20 protein-coding genes and 1 pseudogene are annotated in these 20,348 nt (G+C 51.3%); 9 read left to right on the top strand and 12 right to left on the bottom strand.

Annotated features, from left to right (window positions below; genetic code table 11):
- Positions 1-22 precede the first annotated feature (22 nt).
- The 5 genes from ACI7RC_RS06225 to ACI7RC_RS06205 all read right to left on the bottom strand — a co-directional run bounded on the left by ACI7RC_RS06225 (position 23) and on the right by ACI7RC_RS06205 (position 5,887).
- Positions 23-1,090, bottom strand: coding sequence for a Ger(x)C family spore germination protein (locus ACI7RC_RS06225; RefSeq protein ID WP_408107369.1), 1,068 nt, complete (start codon positions 1,088-1,090; stop codon positions 23-25).
- 4 nt (positions 1,091-1,094) lie between these two features.
- Positions 1,095-2,546, bottom strand: a complete 1,452-nt coding sequence (locus ACI7RC_RS06220) for a spore germination protein (protein WP_408107368.1) — start codon at positions 2,544-2,546, stop codon at positions 1,095-1,097.
- A 142-nt stretch (positions 2,547-2,688) separates the two neighbouring features.
- Positions 2,689-3,906 carry an MFS transporter gene (locus tag ACI7RC_RS06215; RefSeq protein ID WP_408107367.1) on the bottom strand — a complete coding sequence of 406 codons (1,218 nt, stop codon included), beginning with the start codon at positions 3,904-3,906 and terminating at the stop codon, positions 2,689-2,691.
- 29 nt (positions 3,907-3,935) lie between these two features.
- Complete coding sequence (locus tag ACI7RC_RS06210; protein ID WP_408107366.1) at positions 3,936-4,823, bottom strand: LysR family transcriptional regulator; 888 nt, start codon at positions 4,821-4,823, stop codon at positions 3,936-3,938.
- A 179-nt stretch (positions 4,824-5,002) separates the two neighbouring features.
- The gene (locus tag ACI7RC_RS06205; RefSeq protein ID WP_408107365.1) at positions 5,003-5,887 is read right to left on the bottom strand and encodes a carboxylesterase; all 885 of its coding nucleotides are present in this window, start codon (positions 5,885-5,887) and stop codon (positions 5,003-5,005) included.
- 378 nt (positions 5,888-6,265) lie between these two features.
- Between ACI7RC_RS06205 and ACI7RC_RS06200 the strand changes: the two genes are divergently transcribed.
- Positions 6,266-6,877 (top strand): hypothetical protein, encoded by a 612-nt coding sequence (locus tag ACI7RC_RS06200; protein ID WP_408107364.1) that lies wholly within the window; start codon positions 6,266-6,268, stop codon positions 6,875-6,877.
- 198 nt (positions 6,878-7,075) lie between these two features.
- A pseudogene (locus tag ACI7RC_RS06195) lies at positions 7,076-7,258 on the top strand (imine reductase family protein); the annotation flags it as partial.
- 41 nt (positions 7,259-7,299) lie between these two features.
- On the opposite strand, the gene ACI7RC_RS06190 reads toward ACI7RC_RS06195, so the two are convergent.
- Positions 7,300-8,658: a TrkH family potassium uptake protein gene (locus tag ACI7RC_RS06190; RefSeq protein ID WP_408107363.1), complete on the bottom strand. Its 1,359-nt coding sequence runs from the start codon at positions 8,656-8,658 to the stop codon at positions 7,300-7,302.
- Positions 8,659-8,917: 259 nt separating this feature from the next.
- On the opposite strand from ACI7RC_RS06190, the gene ACI7RC_RS06185 reads away from it, so the two are divergent.
- The 4 genes from ACI7RC_RS06185 to ACI7RC_RS06170 are packed head-to-tail and all read left to right on the top strand — an operon-like array spanning position 8,918 to position 13,627.
- Positions 8,918-10,741, top strand: coding sequence for an alkaline phosphatase (locus ACI7RC_RS06185; protein WP_408107362.1), 1,824 nt, complete (start codon positions 8,918-8,920; stop codon positions 10,739-10,741).
- Between the two features lie 20 nt (positions 10,742-10,761).
- Positions 10,762-11,673: a hypothetical protein gene (locus tag ACI7RC_RS06180; RefSeq protein ID WP_408107361.1), complete on the top strand. Its 912-nt coding sequence runs from the start codon at positions 10,762-10,764 to the stop codon at positions 11,671-11,673.
- Entirely contained in the window at positions 11,673-12,359 is a 687-nt protein-coding gene (locus ACI7RC_RS06175; RefSeq protein ID WP_408107360.1) for an ABC transporter ATP-binding protein, read from the top strand. The genes ACI7RC_RS06180 and ACI7RC_RS06175 overlap by 1 nt, the downstream gene beginning before the upstream one ends.
- A 2-nt stretch (positions 12,360-12,361) precedes the next feature.
- Positions 12,362-13,627, top strand: coding sequence for an ABC transporter permease (locus tag ACI7RC_RS06170; RefSeq protein ID WP_408107359.1), 1,266 nt, complete (start codon positions 12,362-12,364; stop codon positions 13,625-13,627).
- A gap of 37 nt (positions 13,628-13,664) precedes the next feature.
- Here the strand turns inward: ACI7RC_RS06170 and ACI7RC_RS06165 are convergent, their stop codons facing one another.
- Positions 13,665-14,306: an SdpI family protein gene (locus ACI7RC_RS06165; protein WP_408107457.1), complete on the bottom strand. Its 642-nt coding sequence runs from the start codon at positions 14,304-14,306 to the stop codon at positions 13,665-13,667.
- Positions 14,306-14,593 carry an autorepressor SdpR family transcription factor gene (locus ACI7RC_RS06160; RefSeq protein WP_408107358.1) on the bottom strand — a complete coding sequence of 96 codons (288 nt, stop codon included), beginning with the start codon at positions 14,591-14,593 and terminating at the stop codon, positions 14,306-14,308. The genes ACI7RC_RS06165 and ACI7RC_RS06160 overlap by 1 nt, the downstream gene beginning before the upstream one ends.
- A gap of 144 nt (positions 14,594-14,737) precedes the next feature.
- On the opposite strand from ACI7RC_RS06160, the gene ACI7RC_RS06155 reads away from it, so the two are divergent.
- On the top strand, positions 14,738-15,553 hold the full coding sequence (locus ACI7RC_RS06155) for a DUF2935 domain-containing protein (protein ID WP_408107357.1): 816 nt from the start codon (positions 14,738-14,740) through the stop codon (positions 15,551-15,553).
- Positions 15,554-15,588: 35 nt separating this feature from the next.
- On the opposite strand, the gene ACI7RC_RS06150 is transcribed toward ACI7RC_RS06155, so the two are convergent.
- Genes ACI7RC_RS06150 through ACI7RC_RS06140 form a run of 3 tightly spaced genes read right to left on the bottom strand, consistent with a single transcriptional unit; the run spans position 15,589 to position 18,051 of the window.
- On the bottom strand, positions 15,589-15,756 hold the full coding sequence (locus ACI7RC_RS06150; protein ID WP_408107356.1) for a FeoB-associated Cys-rich membrane protein: 168 nt from the start codon (positions 15,754-15,756) through the stop codon (positions 15,589-15,591).
- 27 nt (positions 15,757-15,783) lie between these two features.
- Positions 15,784-17,778 (bottom strand): ferrous iron transport protein B, encoded by a 1,995-nt coding sequence (feoB, locus tag ACI7RC_RS06145; protein WP_408107355.1) that lies wholly within the window; start codon positions 17,776-17,778, stop codon positions 15,784-15,786.
- Between the two features lie 45 nt (positions 17,779-17,823).
- Positions 17,824-18,051, bottom strand: coding sequence for a FeoA family protein (locus ACI7RC_RS06140; protein ID WP_408107354.1), 228 nt, complete (start codon positions 18,049-18,051; stop codon positions 17,824-17,826).
- A gap of 272 nt (positions 18,052-18,323) precedes the next feature.
- Between ACI7RC_RS06140 and ACI7RC_RS06135 the strand changes: the two genes are divergently transcribed.
- The gene (locus tag ACI7RC_RS06135; RefSeq protein ID WP_408107353.1) at positions 18,324-18,845 is read left to right on the top strand and encodes a DoxX family protein; all 522 of its coding nucleotides are present in this window, start codon (positions 18,324-18,326) and stop codon (positions 18,843-18,845) included.
- A gap of 21 nt (positions 18,846-18,866) precedes the next feature.
- On the top strand, positions 18,867-19,295 hold the full coding sequence (locus ACI7RC_RS06130; RefSeq protein WP_408107352.1) for a universal stress protein: 429 nt from the start codon (positions 18,867-18,869) through the stop codon (positions 19,293-19,295).
- A 178-nt stretch (positions 19,296-19,473) separates the two neighbouring features.
- On the opposite strand, the gene ACI7RC_RS06125 is transcribed toward ACI7RC_RS06130, so the two are convergent.
- Positions 19,474-20,244, bottom strand: a complete 771-nt coding sequence (locus tag ACI7RC_RS06125; protein WP_408107351.1) for an IclR family transcriptional regulator — start codon at positions 20,242-20,244, stop codon at positions 19,474-19,476.
- Positions 20,245-20,348 lie beyond the last annotated feature (104 nt).

The following is a 20,348-nucleotide window of genomic DNA, read 5'->3' as shown; positions in this document are numbered from 1 at the left end:
GACGCAGCACTCCTATGCAAGTTCAATTCAGTTTGCCGGTATCCTTGATTTTGACAGCGACATTGCATGATACGTTCATACGGCGAAATTCCTCATGCCAATCCAACTTCCTCCAGGCGTCGTAATCCATACTGTTGCGGACGTACTTTCCGATCCCGAGCCCGTCGACTCGGTTCTGCTGCATGAAGCGAATCATCTCTTCTCCTTTTTTCGACAGGTATTGGGACATCTTCGCTTCCAGTTTGCGCTTATCGGCGTCATTTCCCAGCTTTAACGGACCGATGTACTCGAGAATGGAACACTTCATCTTGACGTCCACTTTTACATGCTTCTTCCCGTCCTCTGCCACCTCCACCTTTACTTTTCTTTGGCTCTTCAGCGAGCTCAGCATCACCAATTCCCGATGGCCGCCGTTTTGTTTGCTCAGATCGAGACTCATTTCTCCCCGCTTGAATGAATCGCGAACGTACTTGTCATCCCGAAAAAGCCCGATGCCATCAAGAGTAATGCTGTTTTTTTGCCGCTTTAACAGCGGAGCCACCGGGTCGATCCCGTCATCGAAAAAGTCCCTGGAAAAGTCGTACAAAGTAGTTCGCGGCACCAAATGCGTCTTGATCTCCTTTTCCAGCAAACGATCAATGAAGCGGTCGGTTCTCAGGTGCTGGCTTAGTTTTGTCCTCAGCAGACCGTCGGCACTGCTGCCAGTGACCACACTGATTTTCACGTTAGGAGAGATAGAAGGATCTCTCAGCAGCGTGTCGATGACATCCCAAAGCCCTTTTTCCGCCAATGAGCTGCCGAATAACGCGCCTCGCAGCTGACCGCTCACCATTTCCAGATTCGTCTTTCTGGCCAGTTGTATATGTGCTTCCTTGCTGCTGTTCGCGACCGTCGTTAACAGCTCTCTCGAGGATTTTGATTGCGGCTCCGTTTCGGGAATGCTCACCGTAATCCGCAGTTTCTTATGGGGTACGGCATCGTAGCTGATGGTATGCATGAAGCCCAACCGCTCCAAAATCCGCTGATCGCCGCAACCGGTCAGCGCCAGCGAACAAGCCAATACCACGAGCCATCCATGCTTCCTGTTCATACGCCTACTTCCTCATTTTAGTTTTTCGCATATTGGCTGGCTCTGCCTGGGTAGGTCTTTCCTTCAGCAATCCAAAAGGAGCTCTGATAAACACGTCCAGCCAGTCTATAAACCTGGCCGGGGCAACAGGATTCAGATAGGATGCCCCCAGACAGGTAAGTCCGCTCAAATGGACCACGATCCAGGCGACCCCGGCCGTAATCCCGAAATTCCCCCAAAAACCGGCCAACAAGATGAGGCCAAAGCGGATCAAACGAACGGAGGCACTCATCACATAGCTGGGGACGACGAACGAAGCGATGGCAGATGAAGCTACCGCGATAATCAAAATATTGCTGGTAAGTCCCGCTTGGACTGCCGCTTGACCGATCACAATCCCTCCTACAATCCCGATCGTCTGGCCGATTTTGTTCGGCAATCGGGCACCCGCTTCCCGCAGCAATTCGATCGTAGCCTCCATCAGCAGCGCTTCATAGACAGGGGGAAACGGAACTTTGCTCCGGGATTCCGCCAGGGTAATCAGCAGGTTCTCCGGTATCATTTCGTAGTGGAACGTTGTGATGGATACGTACAGAGCTGTAAACAAGATCGTTATGACAAAAGCGATAAAACGCAGCAGACGTGTTGCTGTACCCAGCGCCCACCTCTGGTAATAGTCATCTGACGAAGAGAAGAATTCAAACAGGGAGGATGGAGCAGAAAATACGGAGGGACTTCCTTCCGTAAACCCGATCATTCTTCCGCCGACCAGTTTGGATACCGCACTGTCGGGACGCTCTGTGGTGAGATACTGCGGGAAGATCGAATTGGGGTGATCGTCAATATATTGGATCAGCATGTTGGTATCGTAAACCGCGTCGACTTCAATCTTTTTGATCCGGTCTATCAATTCCCGAACGTAGCTCATGTTGACGATGTCTTTGATGTACAAAATGTAAACATTGGTTTTCGTGACTTCACCGACCGACAGTTGAATCACTTTCAAATGAGAACTCTTGACCCGCTTGCGTATCATCGACAAAGTGGAACTTGCCTGTTCCGTAAAAGCTTCATGCGGCCCAATGATGACGCTTTCTGTTTCAGACGATTGGATGGAACGGGCTTCGGGCCCATAGACATCTGCGAGATAGGCCAGGTCATGATGGAAGATGGCGGCTTTTCCGTCGAGGATGCCCGTTATCAACTCTTTGGCATCGGCAGCCGGCACAAACTGGGACTGCCGAAATAACAGGGGGAGCTCCTCCATTCGCACATGCAGTAGCGGAGAGATGACATCCCCGTTTAGCTGCTGCAAATTTACCAAATGGCCAAAATAGAGTACATGAGTATGTATTTCCGGAAAAGTCCGATGAACCAGGTCCATGCAATCTTCCAGCTCACGCAGCGTATGGGCGAGCGACGGTTTAGCATTTGTCTCCTCTGCGCTTCGTTCAATCGAGCCCTTTCTATTCGCCAACAGCCTGCGTAAAAACCGTTTAAGTATCAGATTTTCACCACCCAGGTTTGGCCATTTAGTTTTACTATGCTTGTGTTTTGGATTTTTTATGCAAAAACAGGCGAATCTCTGCTGTTCGCAAAGATTCGCCTGTCGTTAAACTTTATTGTCTTGCCTCCAGTACCGGGCGCCCCTGCTGTTTTCCAACGCTTGCAGACAACCGCGCCAGCAAAAGAAAAGCCAGAACCAGGAAGCATACAATCATACCGACCACGCCGCTCCATCCGAAATCAGTCCAGAAAATGCCGCCGACCGTGCCGCCGATACTGGAGCCCGTGTAGTAAAAGAACAGGTAAAGCGACGCGGCCTGGGCTTTATCTCGGACGGCAAGCTTCCCGACCCAGCTGCTGGCGATGGAATGACCGCCAAAAAAGCCAAAGGTAAACACGGCGATGCCGAGAATTTTGACCGGCAGGCTGCCGCTCAGGGTGAAACAAACGCCGATCAGCATGATCAACAGCGCACTTCTCAGCACTTTTGAACGACCGTATTTATCCGCCATTAGCCCCATCCAGGTCGAACTGAACGTTCCCACGATATAGACCACAAAAATCCAGCCCACGACGGTCTGACTGAGCGAGTAGGGAGGAGCTGTCAGTTGAAACCCGATGTAATTGTACAGCGTGACGAAGCCGGCCATCAGCATGAAACCCAGTCCGTACAGACACAGGAGCCTGGGCTCTTTCATTTGGCTGGCCAATGACCTTACCATTTTGCCGACCTGCAGCGGGCGCGGCTTGAAATTGCGCGAGGGCGGCAGCGCAAGCCAAAACAGCAGGCTGGCGGCGATACCCAGTACGCCAAGCCCGAAGATCGCTGTGCGCCAATCGAAGAAATCGGTCAGCATCCCGGTAATCACCCGTCCGCCCATCCCGCCGATGGAATTTCCGCTGATGTACAGCCCCATGGCGACCCCCAGGCTCTTCGGTTCGATTTCCTCCCCCAGGTATGCCATCGCAATCGCAGGCAGTCCGGCCAAAACAACTCCCTGCGCAATGCGAAAGGCCAACAGACTGTAAAAGTTCGCGCTGTACGAGCTCCAGAGGCAGAGCGCTGACACGGCAACCAAGGAGACGGTCATAATCCCCTTCCGCCCCCAGGCTTCGGAAAGCGAGCCGATGAACAGCATGCTGACCGCCAGCGCGATGGTCGCCAGCGACAGCGACAGACTGGCTGCGGCAGGCGGGATGTGAAACTCTTTGGCGATCTCCGGAAGCAGCGGCTGCGTGCAGTACAGCACGGCAAACGTATTACATCCGCCGGCAAACAAGGCGAAATTGGCCCTGCGAAAGCCGGCTGTTCCTCGTTTTAGATAATCCATGATGTCAAGCTCTCTTTTCCATATGAAATTTACTTTCGGGCAGAACGGCAGGAATTTTTGACATAATCCAGAAAGACCTTCGAGACCGGAGACATGTATTTCGTCTCTTCCCAGGCTACCCCGATCGTACGGCTGCAGGGCGGGTTGGAAACGCGCAGCAGCTTGACCTTTGTCTTGTCCAGCACCTTTACATCGGGAACCAAGGCGACCCCCAGCCTGGCAGCCACCAGCCCGGCAACAGTGGCAATCTCCTCGCCCTCAAACGTCACTTTGGGCGCAAACCCGGCCAGTTGACACAATTGGTCCGTGATCGTGCGCATCCCGTAGCCGCCCTTAAAGGCGATAAACGGTTCTTCGGCAACCGCCGAAAGCTCGACCTGATCCCGCTGTGCCAACGGGTGATGGATGGATACGATCAGGAAAAGCTCCTCCGTGAGCAGCGGTTCCCAGCAGATCCCTTCCAATCCTTCCTGAAACGAAGTGAGGGCAAGGTCGATTCTCCCTGACCTCAGCTGTTCCAGAATCATCTTTGTCGCCGCTTGATACAGCTGGAAGTTGACGTTGGCGTGCTTCATCCGAAACGAACTGAGCAGTTCCGGAACAAACTGGCTGCCCAACGAATGCAAAAAGGCCAAAGCGACCGTGCCGTGGTCCGGGTTGATCAAATCCTGGATCTCACGCTTCCCGACTTCAAGCTCCTCAATTGCGCGTTCTACCCGCTGCAGAAACAGCTCACCGTAGTGGTTGAGCACAACGTTCCGCCCCCGCCGTTCGAACAGGGGCGCCCCTAATTCTTTTTCCAGCTTGTTGATCGACCGGCTGAGCGCCGGCTGCGAAATGGAGAGGAGCTCTGCCGCCTGGGTAAAATGCTGGGTGCGGGCAACTGTTTGGAAATATTGAATTTGATGCAGTTCCACTATCCTTACCTCGCCTTCTATCATACTCCACCAAAATGATAACTTCTAATTCCATGTTTGCATCATAATCATGCATATAAGTTATCATTTTTTCAAAAAAATTGCTTGGGATCAACTGTGCCAGTACATAAAAGGCGGCACCCGATGAGTCGGGTACCACCTTTTACCAAGCCGTCCTTTCATTTACCCAAAAAACTCAATACACGTCCATTCACGTATTCCGGCTGTTCCATCGATAAAACGTGGCCGGCATTTTTAACAATTTCCGCTTCAATACCAGGTACAAATGCAGAAGCGCGATGCAAGGCTGCTTGCGGGTCGTACATGACTTCATGTTCCCCAAGTAATAAAAGAATGGGAACTTTTACGGATTGTAATTCGGCGTCGGTGAAGACATATGGAAATCCGTCGGCTTTAGGCTGTTGGCTTCTTGTTTCATCCCGCCACACAACTCCTGTATGAAACTGATCCGCAAACTTTGCTGGCAGCACATGACGGTCTGCCATCATCCACTTTAGAAAATTTTCAACTCCGTTCGGCTCAACAAGGCCAAGTGCGTATCTGTAGAAATCCTGATGAAATGATACGAACGTTTCCGCGGGACTAAGTATAACCGCCCTTTCCACTCTCTGGGACGCACGTATAACAAAATTCATGACATGAAGCCCGCCAAGCGAAAGTCCAATCATATGTGCCTTTTCGATCCCCAGATTGTCAAATACATCGAGAAGCCAATCGGCGTACCCCGTTCTCGTGCCGCTTAGATCTGCAGGTATACTTTTGTTCTTGTCACCTATGATATCGATCGCATATGTTCGATAGTTGCTGCTCCATGAAGCGATATTGGGATACCACATGGTAGAACTAAATAACGCTCCATGAAGCAACACGAGCGGCGGAGCATCGTTGGGGCCGCTTGCGATAATATGCGTTTTGCCGAAACGAGTAGACACGTAGAACGTCTCGTATCCGACCGGCCAAAGAGTAAGGCTTTCATCATAGGCTTGATCATAGTGATTTCCGCTGCCGCTTCGTAATGGAAGAATCGTAGAATGGTCAGACATACTGTTTACCTCCTCATCCTGCTTAAATGGGTGTCTCGATGTGTTTTAACAAATTAAATTTCTGATCGAAACAGACTTCTGTTAAATAATAATACAGTATTAACATATAGTCAAATATTCCATAAATAGTAGGTAATTCAACGATTAATACAGGATTAAAATATAACTATAACAGTATTGGTTTTTTGAGGAAAAATCCCCTTCGCAAGTGGTCCAGAGATACAAAAGTTTCAGATAGGTCAACCTGGTAATAGACTGGCTTTACGCTATTCAACTAAATGAGCAGTTATGATGAATACTTGGTGAATTCCACGAATTGGAACACCGATCCTATTTCGTTATAATTAATAAATACCAGTTGGGAGGGAGTTGTTACAAATGGGCTGGAGTGAGTTTCGACCGATTCCAAACGAATACAATGATGAGTTTAAGGCTATTGATGAAAAAATCATAAAGCTGCTGATGGATCGGAAAAACCTTGCTAAAGGTAAAAGGTACTTTCCCCAAAAAGAAATCATGATAAGCTGGGCAGCTGAATTCGATATGGACATTCCTCATATCAGTTGGTTAATGCACATTCTTAATGAGGGGATCACCCCTACAATACCCAATGAACCGGGGGAATTGCTTAATGTCTTGCCTATCATGAAAAAGTCCGTTGTAGACGGTTTTGAATACCATTTAACCCATTCCATGCAACATAAGAACGGAAGCATCGTATTTCTTGAGATTAGCCAGTGTCAAATTAACGACAATATTGGTCATATTCGTCCGCAATTGCTCTTGGAAGTGAAGGGGAGCGAAGAGTACACTGTTCGCAGAAACGGTTCCCATGGGGGCGGTGGACAGACGCAGTTACGCTTTTTAGTCATTCCGCGTCTCCCCGATCATATCAGTGAGATTACTTTTGCATTAATTCCATATGCCAGTCCAATGGAGACACCCCCAAAGGAAATAGTCTTAAATAAAGAAATTAGCTTTAACAGTTAAACTAACGGGAATCGATAGTTCAGGAGCCTCTTGAATGTGGCGCTGTTTACAAAAGGAGAGTGTAACTTGTTCGCAAAACATTTGTTCCGATTAGCGTAAAACTATAAGACACGGGAATGTAAATTTTTTTTGTGCTTTCAACGGCCCAAGAGCGTTTCTTCTTGTTCCGGGGCCGCGTCTGCGTTAGACGATTTATGACACACGCAGCGTCTCGACGCGGGCAAGCACCCCGGCGACGTAGACAGACTTGCCATGAGCTTGGCGAGCGTCGTGCACGTCGTTCATACGGCAAAAGACGCCGGCATCGACATTACCTTGCCAGCGACAGTTGGGGAAATCTTTAAGCGAGGCATGGCGAATGCTCATGCCCATAAAAAATAGGCCATTCCTGTGGGATGGCCTTTAACTTGCCGTTACAGAAGCTACTGCCCGATGATAATCCGCTCTTTCGGATAGTGATAGCGGATCGCCCGCTCGTCTCGCTTCAGCAAGAGCAGCAGGTTGATGATGCCAATGCGCCCGATCAGCATCGTTATGATCAGGATCAATTTCCCGGGCGTGCTGAGCGCAGAGGTGATGCCCATCGATGAACCCGTTGTCCCGAAGGCCGAACACACCTCGTACACGATGTGCTGGACAGGCAATTCTTCAATCCAGAGCAGCATGATAATCGCGGCGAAGACCAGGGTGATGGCGACGAAAAAGACCATGAAGGAGCGCTTGATGTCATCTTCCACAAGTTCTCTGCCGAATACTTTGACGCTTTGGTGGCCGCGCATGTAATTCAGCACGCTGGCCAGCAGGACAAAAAACGTGGTGGTGCGAATCCCGCCTCCTACGCTGCTGGGAGAGGCCCCGATAAACATCAGCGCCGACAGCATGACCAGCGTTGGGTTGGAGAGCGAACCGATATCCATCGTCGTCAAACCGGCGCTTCGTGACGAAACGGATTGGAACAAAGAGTAGAAAAGCGCTTCGTGCCATGATTTCCCCTGCAAAAACGCTCCGTGTTCAAAGAGGTAAAAGAACACGGTTCCCGCCAAAACAAGGGAAAAATAGGTAATCGTCGTAATTTTTGTATATAGCGAAAAGTGGAACCGCTGCCTCATGCGGCGATGAGCCAGGTAGCTTCTTACCTCGATCAGTACGGGAAAGCCGATCGCCCCGCACACAATCAACAGCATATTGATGATTTGAAACACGTAATCCTGGGAAAATCCCGTCAGAGAGGTACCGTAGATGTCAAACCCGGCGTTGGTAAAGGCGCTGACGGAAGCAAAAAAGCCATGGTAATAGGCCGAGTACCAATTGTCGTGGTAGCCAGCCCACAAAAAGTAACTCCCCAGCAAAATCGTTCCAGCCAACTCGATAAAAATGGCCAAAAGCAGAATGTTGCGCATCAAGTCAACCAGTCCTGCCAGAGTCGGCCGGTTGTGGTCTGTCGCGATCCACTTCCGCTGCTCCAGCCCGATTTTTTGCCGGAACACCAGCCAGAAAAACGTCCCCAACGTCATGATGCCGATCCCGCCGATCTGCAGGAGCAAGGAGATCAGCAAAATCCCTGCGTGATTGAATACCTCGTGAATCGTAACCACGGTAAGGCCTGTGACGCTGACGGCACTCGATGCAGTAAACAGTGCATCAATGAAAGATATCGTAACGCCCGGTCGGTGAAATACGGGCATCCACAACAGCACTGTAGCGATCAGTACGGTAATGATATAAAAAAGCACAATGATTTGAACCGAGCTTAACCGACGTCTTTTCAAAGAAAAAGCCAAAACATCTGCCTCCTGAAACAAGATACGTATCTTCAACGATAGAAAAAGTGTAATACATCACCGCCAATTTCTCAAACCAAATCCGTCAAAAAGTTATTCGCTCCGATGTTCATAATATGGATAAGCTCCCTCCAGCCGGTCCAGCTTCCACAATTTCTCAACAAAACCAACACCATTTCTTAATCTCTTCCCCGAAGAGAATTAACAATCAATTCCTATAATCAAAGTGCCATTTTACTTGTGGAGGTGCCATTTAAAATTGAGAAAAAAAGCACTCAAAGCTGTGACCTGTCTCGCCTTTGCCTGCTGTCTGCTGGCTGACAACGCAGGGCTTTTCGCAGGCAACCCTGCTGCGGTTTACGCTGCAGAGCAAACCGGAAAACCATCTGTTTACATCGCCCCGATCGATCGGGCAAAAATGCTGGCCGGCAGCATGTTTGACTTCCGCGTGGAATTAAATGATCTTGCCGCACTGCCAAGTTCCGTCAGCATCCAGGTAAACGGCCAGGATGCCGAAAAATTCTTTGGAAAACCCTTTGAAAAAACACAAACGGAAAAGAGTCAGGAGTTCACCATCCGCGACGTGACGATCAGCAAAGCGGGTACATATGAGGTGACCGTGAAGGCAGACGGCCTTTCCAAATCGGTCAAGTACGAGGTCGTTTTAGCTGACAACAGCGGCAAAAAGGCGAAAAACGTCATCCTCTTCGTCGGCGACGGCATGGCATTGCCGGACATTACCATCGCAAGGATCATGTCCAAAGGAATCACGGAGGGAAAATACAACGGATTGTTGGAGATGGACCAATTCGACCAGCGGGCAGTGGTGACCACTTCCGGTATGGACTCCTTGGTTACCGACTCTGCCAATAGCGCCAGCGCCTACAATACGGGCCACAAGTCGGCTGTCAACGCCTTGGGCGTCTATCCCGACAATACGGAAAGCTCCCTTGACGACCCTAAGGTAGAGACTTTGGCTGAAATGCTGAAACGCTCCAAAGGCATGTCTGTCGGCATCGTCACCACTTCCGAAATCGAGGATGCGACTCCTGCCGCAGTGGCTGCCCACACTCGCCGCCGTTCGGATAAAGCGGAAATCGCCGAGATGTTGTACAACATGCAGCCCGAAGTGGTAATGGGCGGCGGATCGGCTTACTTCCTGCCGCAATCGACCCCTGGTTCCAAGCGGAAAGACGATAAAGACCTGTTTCATATGTTCGAGCAAAAAGGGTACACCGTTGTGGAGAACGCGACACAATTGCAGGCAGCCAAAAAATCTGACAAGCTGCTGGGGCTATTCCACACCGGCGACATGAGCGTCTACTATGACCGGTCGACGAAAAACCAGGCAGAGCTGAAGTCATTTACGGATCAACCCAATTTATGGGATATGACGCAAAAAGCCATCGACGTTTTGAGCCAGAACAAAAACGGCTTCTTCTTGATGGTAGAAGGGGCCAGCATCGACAAGCAGCTCCATCCGCTGGATTGGGAGCGCGCGGCGTACGATACCATCGAAATGGATAAAGCAGTCGGCGTTGCCAAGCGCTTTGCCGAGAAAAACGGAGATACCCTGGTCATCGTGACAGCAGACCATTCCCACTCGGTCAGCATTGCCGGCACGTACTGGGAGGGTGACGGAAAATCAGGCAGGGAAGCTGTACGCACCTATGAAGCTTCCAAGTTCCCTACCTATGTCGACAGCAACGGCGACGGCTTCCCGGACAATCCCGATGTCGACCGCAAGCTGGCTGTCGTCTTCGGATCGCATCCTGACTACTACGAGGACTACAAGTTCGACCCGGTGCCAACCTCACCGACCGTTAAAAACAAGGATGGCGTGTACGTAGCCAACCCCGCAAAATTGGCGAATCCGGATGATCCAGACCGCGACCGTTTCCTCCGGCCCGGAACGATTAGTCCGACGCTTGAAAGCCAAGGGGTGCACACGGCAGACGATGTGCCGTTGATGGCGTACGGCCCGGGCTCCGGCTACTTTAAAGGCACGATGGACAACACAGACGTATTCTTCGGCATGGTCCATGCGCTTGGACTAAAATTGCCGGAACCCAAACAAAAATGAGCAATGACGGAGGCACACGCATGCTGTCGGAAAAAAAGCGCATAACCGCTCTGTTTGCCTGTCTCCTCCCCCTTGCGCTGCTCGTCTCCGGTTGTAATCACCCCGCTCCCCGCGCCAATGGGGGCGGGGGTGATTTGACTATTCATTCCATATCCGAGCCGGCTTCCGTGTCCGTCCCATCAACAGATGACGAGGAAACCGCCAAGCCAAGTCAGACCCAGCCTCCGGACAGCGAGAAGGCTAAGGGACTGCAAGGCGACTCGGCAGCAGTCGAACCGGCCCCCGGATCCCCCGGAAAAAGCGAGGAACAGCAAAAAACTCCGGAAAAAGTCGAAGCAGAGCCCGGGAAGACGCCGGGTCAGCCAATCGCCCCGGCAGCAGCCGAACTAGACCCCGAGCAGGCAAAGGCGCAGACAAACACCCCGGCAACAGTCGGCCCGGGCGTCGGGAAGACCATAGCTCAGCCCGCACCAAAGCAGCAGCCAAAACAGCCGGACCAAACCACCGGGGAAGCAGCGGCCAACCCAACAGAATCATCTGCTCCCAAGGAAAACCGTACAGTCACCCGCCTGACCTTTCAGGATCTCTACTCTGACGTAACGGTAAGGGGAGTAAAAATCTCGGATAAAGTGAATCGACTGTCAGGCCAAAAGGTGGAGATGATCGGGTACATGGCTCCTCCGTTGACCGCACAAGTCCGTTTTTTTGTTTTGACGAAAGTGGCCTTGACCATCTGTCCTTTTTGTTCGACGGATGCGGACTGGCCGACAGATATTGTCGTTGTGTTTATGCCGGATGGCAAGGAGATTACTCCAACGGAACACCAGGTGAAGGTGACCGGGACACTTAGTGTCGGTTCCCAGACGGATGAAGAGACAGGCTTTGTCAGCTTGATCCGGATTAACGCCGATCACGTAGAGGTGCTCAAATAATGCTGGAGATTGCAAACCTGACGAAGTCGTACCAGCTCCCCGGCAAAGAACAGATCCACGTTTTGAACATCGCCCGCTTTCACATGAATGCGCAGGAGAGAGTCGCCCTGGTTGGCCCAAGCGGTTCGGGCAAGAGCACACTGCTGAACATCATCGCGGGAATTCTCCGTCCGACTAGCGGGCAGATTCACCTGCTCGACCAGCAGCTCGAAAGACTGCCCGAGGCCAAGCTGGATCGTTTTCGCGCCCGGCACATCGGCTATGTCTTCCAGAGCTTTCATCTCCTGCCGGGATATACGGTCGTGGAGAATGTCCTGACAGCGATGCGGTTTGGCAAAACCATCCCCCCAAAAGAACAGAGACAGCGAGCCGTTGAGCTCCTTTCGCAAGTGGGGCTGGCGCACAGGCTGTATCACAAACCCGGTCAGCTCAGCACCGGGGAACAGCAGCGGGTGTCGATTGCCCGGGCGCTGGCCAACCGCCCTGCCCTCGTTCTGGCCGATGAGCCGACGGCAAGTCTAGACCGAGACAATGCCGCCCAGGTCTTTGCTTTGCTGATGGAGACTTGCCGTTCGAATAACGCTGCACTGCTGCTCTGCAGCCACGATCTGGAACTGGCAGGCAGATTGGATCGAATGATTCATATCCGCGATCTGTCCACGGCGGAAACCGGAGGAGGCGATTAAACTTGTCACTCTTGCAAATGGCCTGGCGCAACCTCGTCAACCGGCGCATTCAAACCCTGATCACGATCGGCGTCGTCTCCATCGGAGTCTCCTTGACGCTCAGCATCATGCTGCTGTCCGGCGGGGTGAAGCAAGGGATTATCAAAGCCAGCGAGCCCTTCGGCATGATCGTCGGGTCCAAAGGCAGCGCGAACCAATTGGTGTTCAACACGATTTTCCTGATGGATAACCCGCTGGCAAACATATCACTGGAGTATTACCATGGTCTTGAGGCAGACCCGCGCGTCACCCAGGCGATCCCATTTGCCCTGGGTGACAATTACCGAGGGTACCGGATTGTCGGCACCAGCCCGCAATTCTTTGAGCTAAAGGGAAGACCGATTGATCCGCCGTACTTTCAACTGGAGGCAGGCAGGATATTCAATAAACCGTTTGAAGCTGTCATCGGGGCAAAAGCTGCCAAGGAGTCCGGGTTGAAAATCGGCGACCGCTTTATCTCGGGTCATGGCGTAACCCAGGCAATCGAATCAGCGGAGGAACACGGCGATCATCCGTACACGGTGGTCGGAATCCTGCGCAGCGTCTTTGCCCCAGCGGATCAAGGCATTTACGTGAGCATGGACAGCTACTGGATCAGCCATGAACACCACGAGCATGACCAAGGGGGCGATCACGACACTGCTCAGAGTGCCGCCGGCAGCGATGAACACGACCATGACGAGCCTTTAGGTGTTACAGCTGCATTGATTAAACCGGCCAGCTACATGGACCTGATGAAGCTGTACCAGGAAATCAATCAGGGAAAAGAGGCGCAAGCAGTCTTTCCCGGACAGGTGATTGCCAAAATATTTGACATGATGGGCAGCGGAGAAGAGATTCTGCAATATATCAGCTGGGTGGTACTCGGGATGGCAGGGTTGACGATCATTCTCGCCCTGTACGGAACGACCGTTGAGAGGCGGCGCACCGTTTCCATCCTGCGAGCGATCGGGGCAAACAGAAGCTCTGTTTTTACGATTATTTTCCTGGAATCCCTGCTTGTCGTATTCCTCGGGTGTGCCGGCGGGGTTTTTCTCGGATACATCCTGTCCTGGATATTGGCCCAGTACATCGGTTCACAGGTTTCCATCACGGTTAGTATCACATACAGCTGGAAACTTTTGACTCTGGTCGGAGGCGTCGGCCTCTTAGGAATCGTGGCTGGCATCGTGCCTGCGATCAGCGCGTACCGCACAGACGCAGCCCGCCACCTCAATGCAAACATATAAAAGAACACCGCTCGCTTAAGGGGCGGTGTTCTTTTCGTTACAGTTTGCTGATCTCTTTTTTGTACAGCCAGTAGGAGTATGCCAGCGGCAATCCTCCACAGATGATCACAATCGTCAAAGTGACGGCAGGCTTCCAGCCGGCCGGCAAAAAGGCAGCCAGGATGAGCAGCACTCCGGAAACAAAGAACACTTTGCCGGCAACGCGGTGCGTTTTCTTCCAGACCGTCTCGCTGGAGAGCGTCCAGGGAGTTCGGATTCCAATAAAGTAATTCATTCTGACCTGCTGCATGAAGTTGCCTAGGACAATAAAAATGGCACCCAAGATGTAATTTACAAAAGATACGATTGGAATGTCATACCCTAAACCGGCAAGGACGATAAGGATATTCACAACCGCCAACAATGTCAGCACAGAATTGATAATGATTCCATAGCTCTTGGAAAAGTACTTGTAGTTGTCCCTTTTGGGATCGATCCGGGGAACAGCGACAAACAATCCGTAGATCAGAACCATGATTCCAACCATTAAGAGCATAGCCTCTGCCTTGCCCGAATATCGGTCGACTTCCCCGCTAAAATTCCAGTGTATAGGCAGCTTCGCCGGAAGGTTGGGCAACGCGATCACCCAGATCAAGATGGTAATAGCAATCAATAATAGCGGGAACACGTGTTTCTTCATCATTTTTCTACCTCATCTCCCCTGTTGTCCGTCTTCTGGGTAAAGTGGAAAGCCCAACTGATCAAATCTTGAAAGACTGTCGTATTGAGTGAGTAAACGACAAATTGGCCCTTCTTTTCATCCTGAACCAATTGGGCATTCTTTAAAATCTTGAGATGCTGGGAAATGCTCGGCTTCGTCATATCGAAGTGGTCCGAAATCTCCCCGGCAGTCAAATCACGTTCTTTTAACAAATCGAGGATTTTCCTTCTTGTCGGGTCAGACAAAGCTTTAAATGTCTCGTTCAAATTCCTCTCCTCACATTTCGGATTTAGACATTTAGTTATTTAACTAAATATTAAACACAAATCGTCAAAGAATCAAGCGGGATTTTTCCAAGCACTTTTTGGGCAAACGTACATATCTTGGAGGAAAAAAGGAGGAGGACGATTTTGCACAATCCTGACAGGGTGATCGATGCCATCTTGTTCGAGCACCGCTTCTGGCTGCAAATACTCGGCGATCACGCCCGCTTTATTTTTCAAGCACTGGCCCCCACAGAACGAGCGGAAATTGATCAGGCTGATACCTTTATCTGCTCATTTGACCAGCTTTTGAAAGAGGCGCGTGAGGACCTCTCACCGCGGGAAATCGACATGGTGAACCGGAAGGCCTATGAACTGACGAAGGAACTGAGGGAATTCAAGCTTCATTTATTGAGAAGGCATCTGGAAGGGAGCATAACCATCAGTTTGCCTCCTACCTTCTTGAATCACATGGTAAATGAACTGGATGAATACCGAAAAATTCTGCGGGAGCTACTCAAAGGGAATCCTCCGCCTTCCTATCATCCCATTCACTACCACCTGTTGTGGCTGTCCGACGCCGCCGGCCATGCTGCCACGATTACGTCCACCTTGGATATGGTCGAGAAAAAGTACCAAAAGAAGAGCGAGCACTTTACCAAGCAGTTCGAAAACTATTACCTGAAAGCGATTGAACTGGCCGGATACCTGCGAACACACCTGACGGACTTTCCTGCCCTGGGCCGGTTCAACCACCAGGCAGAACTGGAAATCCATATGTTTCAGGTATTCTTATGCGAACTGGAGGAGCTGCGGCTGACCGACGAACTACTTGGCACCTTGTCGCCGCTTATGGCTGACCACATGTCCCGGGAGGAGTGCTATTACCTGATGAAGCTCTCGGAGGTTACAGACGTAAAGGCCCCTAACTGCTATCCGACGAAACCCCGGGTGGAGACGTGAAAAAGGGGAGCAATCGCGGCTCCCCTTTGCATGACTCACTCTTCTTTTAACGGAGGCAATTTTGCTTTTTGGATCGAGCAGTTTCCGTCTGACCCGCAGCCGCTGCAGCCACTGGCACAGCTTCCCGCTTTTGTCCGCTTCACAAAAGAGACCAACTGCCACAAGGCAAACCCAAGGACGGCGACGATGACGACGTAGATCAATTCCTTCCCCTCCGCTTCCAGATGATTTTACAGGATGAACCGGGCAATTTGATAGACGAGGAACGCAAAGACCCAGGCCACGAGGAAACTGTACAATATAGAGAGCAGCGTCCATTTCCAGGACCCTGTTTCCCGCTTCATGACCACCACGGTAGAGACACAAGGCGTGTAGAGCAAGACAAAGAATAAAAATGACAAGGCCGCCGCCGGTGTGAAAGAACCTTGCAGCAGGGTTCCGAGCGAACTGGCGGAATCCCCGGCACCGTAAACGATGCCCATGGTCGACACCACGACCTCTTTGGCCAGAAAACCGGTGATCAGCGAAACGCCGGCCTGCCAAGTCGCGAACCCCAAGGGGGCAAACAACGGCGCCACAATACCGCCGATCCAAGCCAGCAAGCTTTCGTCCATCGGCGCAAGACCGGTCCAGGAAAAGCTTCCGAGGAACCACAGCAGGACGGACATGCCGAATATGATCGTACCTGCTTTTCGTACAAACCCCTTCGCCTTATCCCAGGTATGCAGGAGCAGATTCTTGATCATTGGAGCCCGGTAGGGAGGAAGCTCCATCAGGAACATCCCTTCGTCCGCTTTTACAAACCGCTTTAGGACAAGTGCCGTCAACACAGCCATCAGAATCCCGGTCAGGTACAGCAGAAACACGATCTCCGCCCGATAGCTCACAAAGAAGGCGGACACGAACAGCGAGTAGACTGACAACCGTGCCGAGCAGGACATAAACGGCGATATCAGCGCCGTCACTAATCGGCCTTTTTGATCCTCCAACGTCCGGGTAGCCATAATCGCCGGCACATTGCAGCCGAATCCCAGGATCAGCGGAATGAATGCTTTGCCATTAAGGCCGATCGCCCGCATGAAGCGATCCATCAAGATCGCCGCCCGGGCCATATACCCAGAGTCCTCCAGAAAGGACAAGCAGAGAAAGAGAATCCCGATCTGCGGAACAAACACCAGGACCGACCCGACACCTGCCAGGATGCCGTCCGTTGCCAGCTTGCTGAACCACTCCGGGCTGTCGAGCCCGATGAGCATGGATTGCAGCCCTTCGGCGACCGGTCCGCTGAAAAAGGCATCCAGTTGGTCGGAGAGCGCTGTTCCTACCCAACTGAACGTAATCTGGAAGATCAAATACATAAACGCCAGGAATATAGGAATGCCCAAATAGCGATGCAGAATCAGGCTGTCAATCCGATCGCTCCAGGTTTGCCCGACGGTCTTCTTCTGCTCGGTGACCTCTTTGAGCAGCGCCTCAATCCAGGCGTAGCGGGCATTGCGTATCTCATGGTCAACTGCGGCGCCCGCTGCTTCGCGAATGTCCTCCATCTGCTGCAGCGATCCTGGTTCCGCTTGCGAACGGATCAGCTTCCCGACCGTCTCATTGCGCTCCAGCCACATCGTCGCCAGCCAGCGCACATCCGGAGCCAGCCTTAGATTGCTCCTGCTGAGTATCGCTGACAATTCCGCTATCGCCGACTCTACCCGCTCGGGATAGGGAATGTGCAAGGCGCTGCGCACCGGACCTTCCGCGGCGAGACGCTGCAGGAGCAGCTGCTGCCCGGTTCCTTTGCGGGCGATCATCGGAATGACAGGCACACCCAGCTTTTGCTCCAGCAGCCGTTCATCAATGTTCAACCCCCGGGAGCCTGCCACATCCATCATGTTGAGAGCCACCATGCTCGGCAGCCCCATCTCAAGCAATTGCACCGAAAAGTAGAGATTTCGCTCCAGGTTGGAGGCATCGACAATATTTAAAATCGAATCCGGGGTCTCTTGCAGCAAATAGGATACCGCCAGCTTCTCCTCAAGGGATTGCGCCGACAGACTGTAAACTCCGGGCAAATCAATCAGCATGCTGCCGGCCAGCCCTTTAATCCATCCCTCTTTCTTCTCAACGGTGACGCCGGGCCAGTTCCCGACGTACTGCCTGGTCCCCGTCAAGACATTAAAGAGCGAAGTCTTGCCCGCATTTGGATTTCCTACCAGGGCGATTGTCTGTTTCATCCAACCAACTTCTTCCTCATGGGCTCTAACATGTTGTTTTACGTTCTAGTTCATCGCTTCTATCTCGATGCAGCTAGCTTCCGACATGCGGAAACTTACCTGATAGCCGCGGACTTGTACGACAATCGGATCGCCCAGCGGCGCTTTCCGCACCACTTGCACTTCTGTTCCCGGCATCAGCCCGAGATCCATCATCCGCCTGGAGAAAGAATCGGCCAGCGACATTGCCGTGATTTTCGCTTTTTTCCCGATACTGCAATCGCTTAACAGCATATAGTAACACCCCGAATGATAATCATTATCAGATCTGTTTTCATGATAATCGATATCAATTATTTTTGTCTAGATGGAAAATGTGGGGTAATGCTCAAAGGTCTCGCCGTTCTTCGTATCCACAGGCTTTATAAGGAGTTCCCGATATGGAAAAACAGGGGAATCTTTTACACAGTTCAGGGAGCTCCCTTACATACACTCGTTTCCGCCTCTTATACAATACAGACAGAACCAGATGAAATACCATTCGATTTCTACAACTTTAGATGGCGGTGATTGCCTTGGCGGTTACATGGTTAAGAGAAAATGTCTACGCTTCGGTTCTGCTATTACTGGCCCGGCTCTATATCGGGTGGAATTGGCTTCAAGCCGGTTGGCACAAGATTACCCAAGAAGGAGGTTTTCACGCCGACAATTTTTTACAAAAGGCAGTGGAAAACCCGGTGAAAAGTTCTGATGAGCTTGTTTACCCGATCTACCACGCCTTCCTGCAACATTTTGCATTGCCTAATGCTGAGCTGTTCAACCTATTGGTTTCTTGGGGGGAAGTGCTGGTCGGGCTTGGGCTAATTCTTGGATGTTTGACTACAGCCGCTGGTTTTTTTGGGATGATGATGAACTTCGCATTCATGTTTGCCGGGACGGTATCGACCAACCCCTGGATGATTTTGTTCACCTTGTTTATCGTCTTTTCCGGACGTAATGCCGGTGCGATCGGAATTGACCGTTATCTGCTTCCACTAATGAAAAACCGGTTTACCAAGTCAAAAAGCAATGGAAGCTTAGGGTTCTAACAAATGTAGGGAGGAATCTGCATGTTTCAAAAAGTACTGTTGGCTGTAGATGGTTCTCAAGCATCCGAAAAAGCAGTGGAATGGGCAAAGAAAGTCTATAGCGAGATGCCTGATACCCAATTTACATTCCTGCATGTCATTGGGCCGTACATTCCAGCGGTTGCAAGTATGGGGTACGTTCCCATTCCGTTTGATCCGTCGGTGTTGGAAACTCCGGAGGATACGCCATCCTTTCAGGCGTGGAAACAGTTTTCCGATAGAAGCCGCGTGCATTATAACAATCTGTTGGGGAACGCTCCTGAAGTGATTTGCATGGAAGCGGAAACAGGTGAATATGACCTGATCGTGATCGGAGCGGAAGGGCATGGCGTAGTATCATCGGTTCTGCTCGGCAGTGTCAGCGGAAAGGTTCTGCATCATGCGAAATGCTCCGTATTAGTTGTGCGGTAAAGAATCAAAGCTCTTCTTCGGCCATGATGAACGATGACCCATAAGAGGATCACTTTTTTCAAAGTGTCCAGCTTATGGGTCATCGTTCACGGATTTCTCTAGGGTGTTTTTCCAATGTCTACTCTAAAGGGGGCTCTCTGCCACCGAAAGGGCGTTACCCCCTGGATATGAAAAAGCACTACGTCTGCCCAACGTTAAAGTCAAACTTATGCAGGTACTCCTGGATGCTTCTGGCGCTGCTTTTCAGCATGGCCAATGCCTCTGGTATCTTCTCCTCCGTCATCCGGTAGCTCGGCCCTGCGATCGACAGCGAAGCGACAACCTTGCCTTTTTTGTCAAACAGCGGAACGCTGAGACCAAACGTATCCTCGAAGTACTCTCCTTCCGAAAAGCACCAGCCTTTGTGCTTGATGTCGGCCAGGTCGGCCAGCAGTGTCTGCGGATCGACGATGGTTTTTCCCGTGTAGGACAAAAGGCCGCTCTGAATCACTGCCTGCTGCTTTTCAGCGGGGAGAAAGGCCATGAGCACCTTGCTGGAAGCGCCTATATATAAAGGCGCTCTCGTACCAGGCGTCAGCAGGTACTTGACTTTCTGGGGACTCTCCACGATTTCCACGTCAACCGCTTCGATGCCGTCTAGCAAGGTAAAGATAGCGGTTTCTCCCGTTTTTTCGCACAACGTCTGCATGACCGGGTGGACGAAATCGGACATGTGCAGCCGGTCTTGTACCAGCAAGCCGTACTCCCAAAACTTGATGCCGAGCTCGTACTTTCGGGTCTCCTGGTTTTGCACCAGGAAGCCGTATTTTACATACGTGGTTAAAATTCTATGAATAATGGAATGGCTTACTTCCACTTCTTTGGCGAGTTCACGTACACCCCATGCCGGTGTCTCTCTTGTGAAGTATTTGAGGATTTCCAATGCGTTTTCAAGTGTTTTCAGTGCCATCTTTACACGTTTTCCCTCGCTTCACTAGATTCAGCCTTGATTATAGTACAAGTTTGCTATTTTCGCCATCTTTCTCCAAAACCCAGGAGCTTTCCTTATGGAAA

The sequence above is a fragment of the Brevibacillus sp. B_LB10_24 genome, assembly GCF_046036945.1.
GTDB lineage: Bacteria > Bacillota > Bacilli > Brevibacillales > Brevibacillaceae > Brevibacillus_C.
Note: the sequence above shows the minus strand (reverse complement) of the source record. Positions and strands in the feature narration are given on the sequence as shown.

Coding starts and splice junctions, on each gene's coding strand:
- ACI7RC_RS06130 (WP_408107352.1), top strand. CDS start 18,867: ATGTTTCAAAAAGTACTGTTGGCTGTAGATGGTTCTCAAGCATCCGAA.
- ACI7RC_RS06180 (WP_408107361.1), top strand. CDS start 10,762: ATGCTGTCGGAAAAAAAGCGCATAACCGCTCTGTTTGCCTGTCTCCTC.
- ACI7RC_RS06225 (WP_408107369.1), bottom strand. CDS start 1,090: ATGAACAGGAAGCATGGATGGCTCGTGGTATTGGCTTGTTCGCTGGCG.
- ACI7RC_RS06205 (WP_408107365.1), bottom strand. CDS start 5,887: ATGTCTGACCATTCTACGATTCTTCCATTACGAAGCGGCAGCGGAAAT.
- ACI7RC_RS06200 (WP_408107364.1), top strand. CDS start 6,266: ATGGGCTGGAGTGAGTTTCGACCGATTCCAAACGAATACAATGATGAG.
- ACI7RC_RS06140 (WP_408107354.1), bottom strand. CDS start 18,051: ATGCTGTTAAGCGATTGCAGTATCGGGAAAAAAGCGAAAATCACGGCA.
- ACI7RC_RS06175 (WP_408107360.1), top strand. CDS start 11,673: ATGCTGGAGATTGCAAACCTGACGAAGTCGTACCAGCTCCCCGGCAAA.
- ACI7RC_RS06215 (WP_408107367.1), bottom strand. CDS start 3,906: ATGGATTATCTAAAACGAGGAACAGCCGGCTTTCGCAGGGCCAATTTC.
- ACI7RC_RS06165 (WP_408107457.1), bottom strand. CDS start 14,306: ATGAAGAAACACGTGTTCCCGCTATTATTGATTGCTATTACCATCTTG.
- feoB (WP_408107355.1), bottom strand. CDS start 17,778: ATGAAACAGACAATCGCCCTGGTAGGAAATCCAAATGCGGGCAAGACT.
- ACI7RC_RS06125 (WP_408107351.1), bottom strand. CDS start 20,244: ATGGCACTGAAAACACTTGAAAACGCATTGGAAATCCTCAAATACTTC.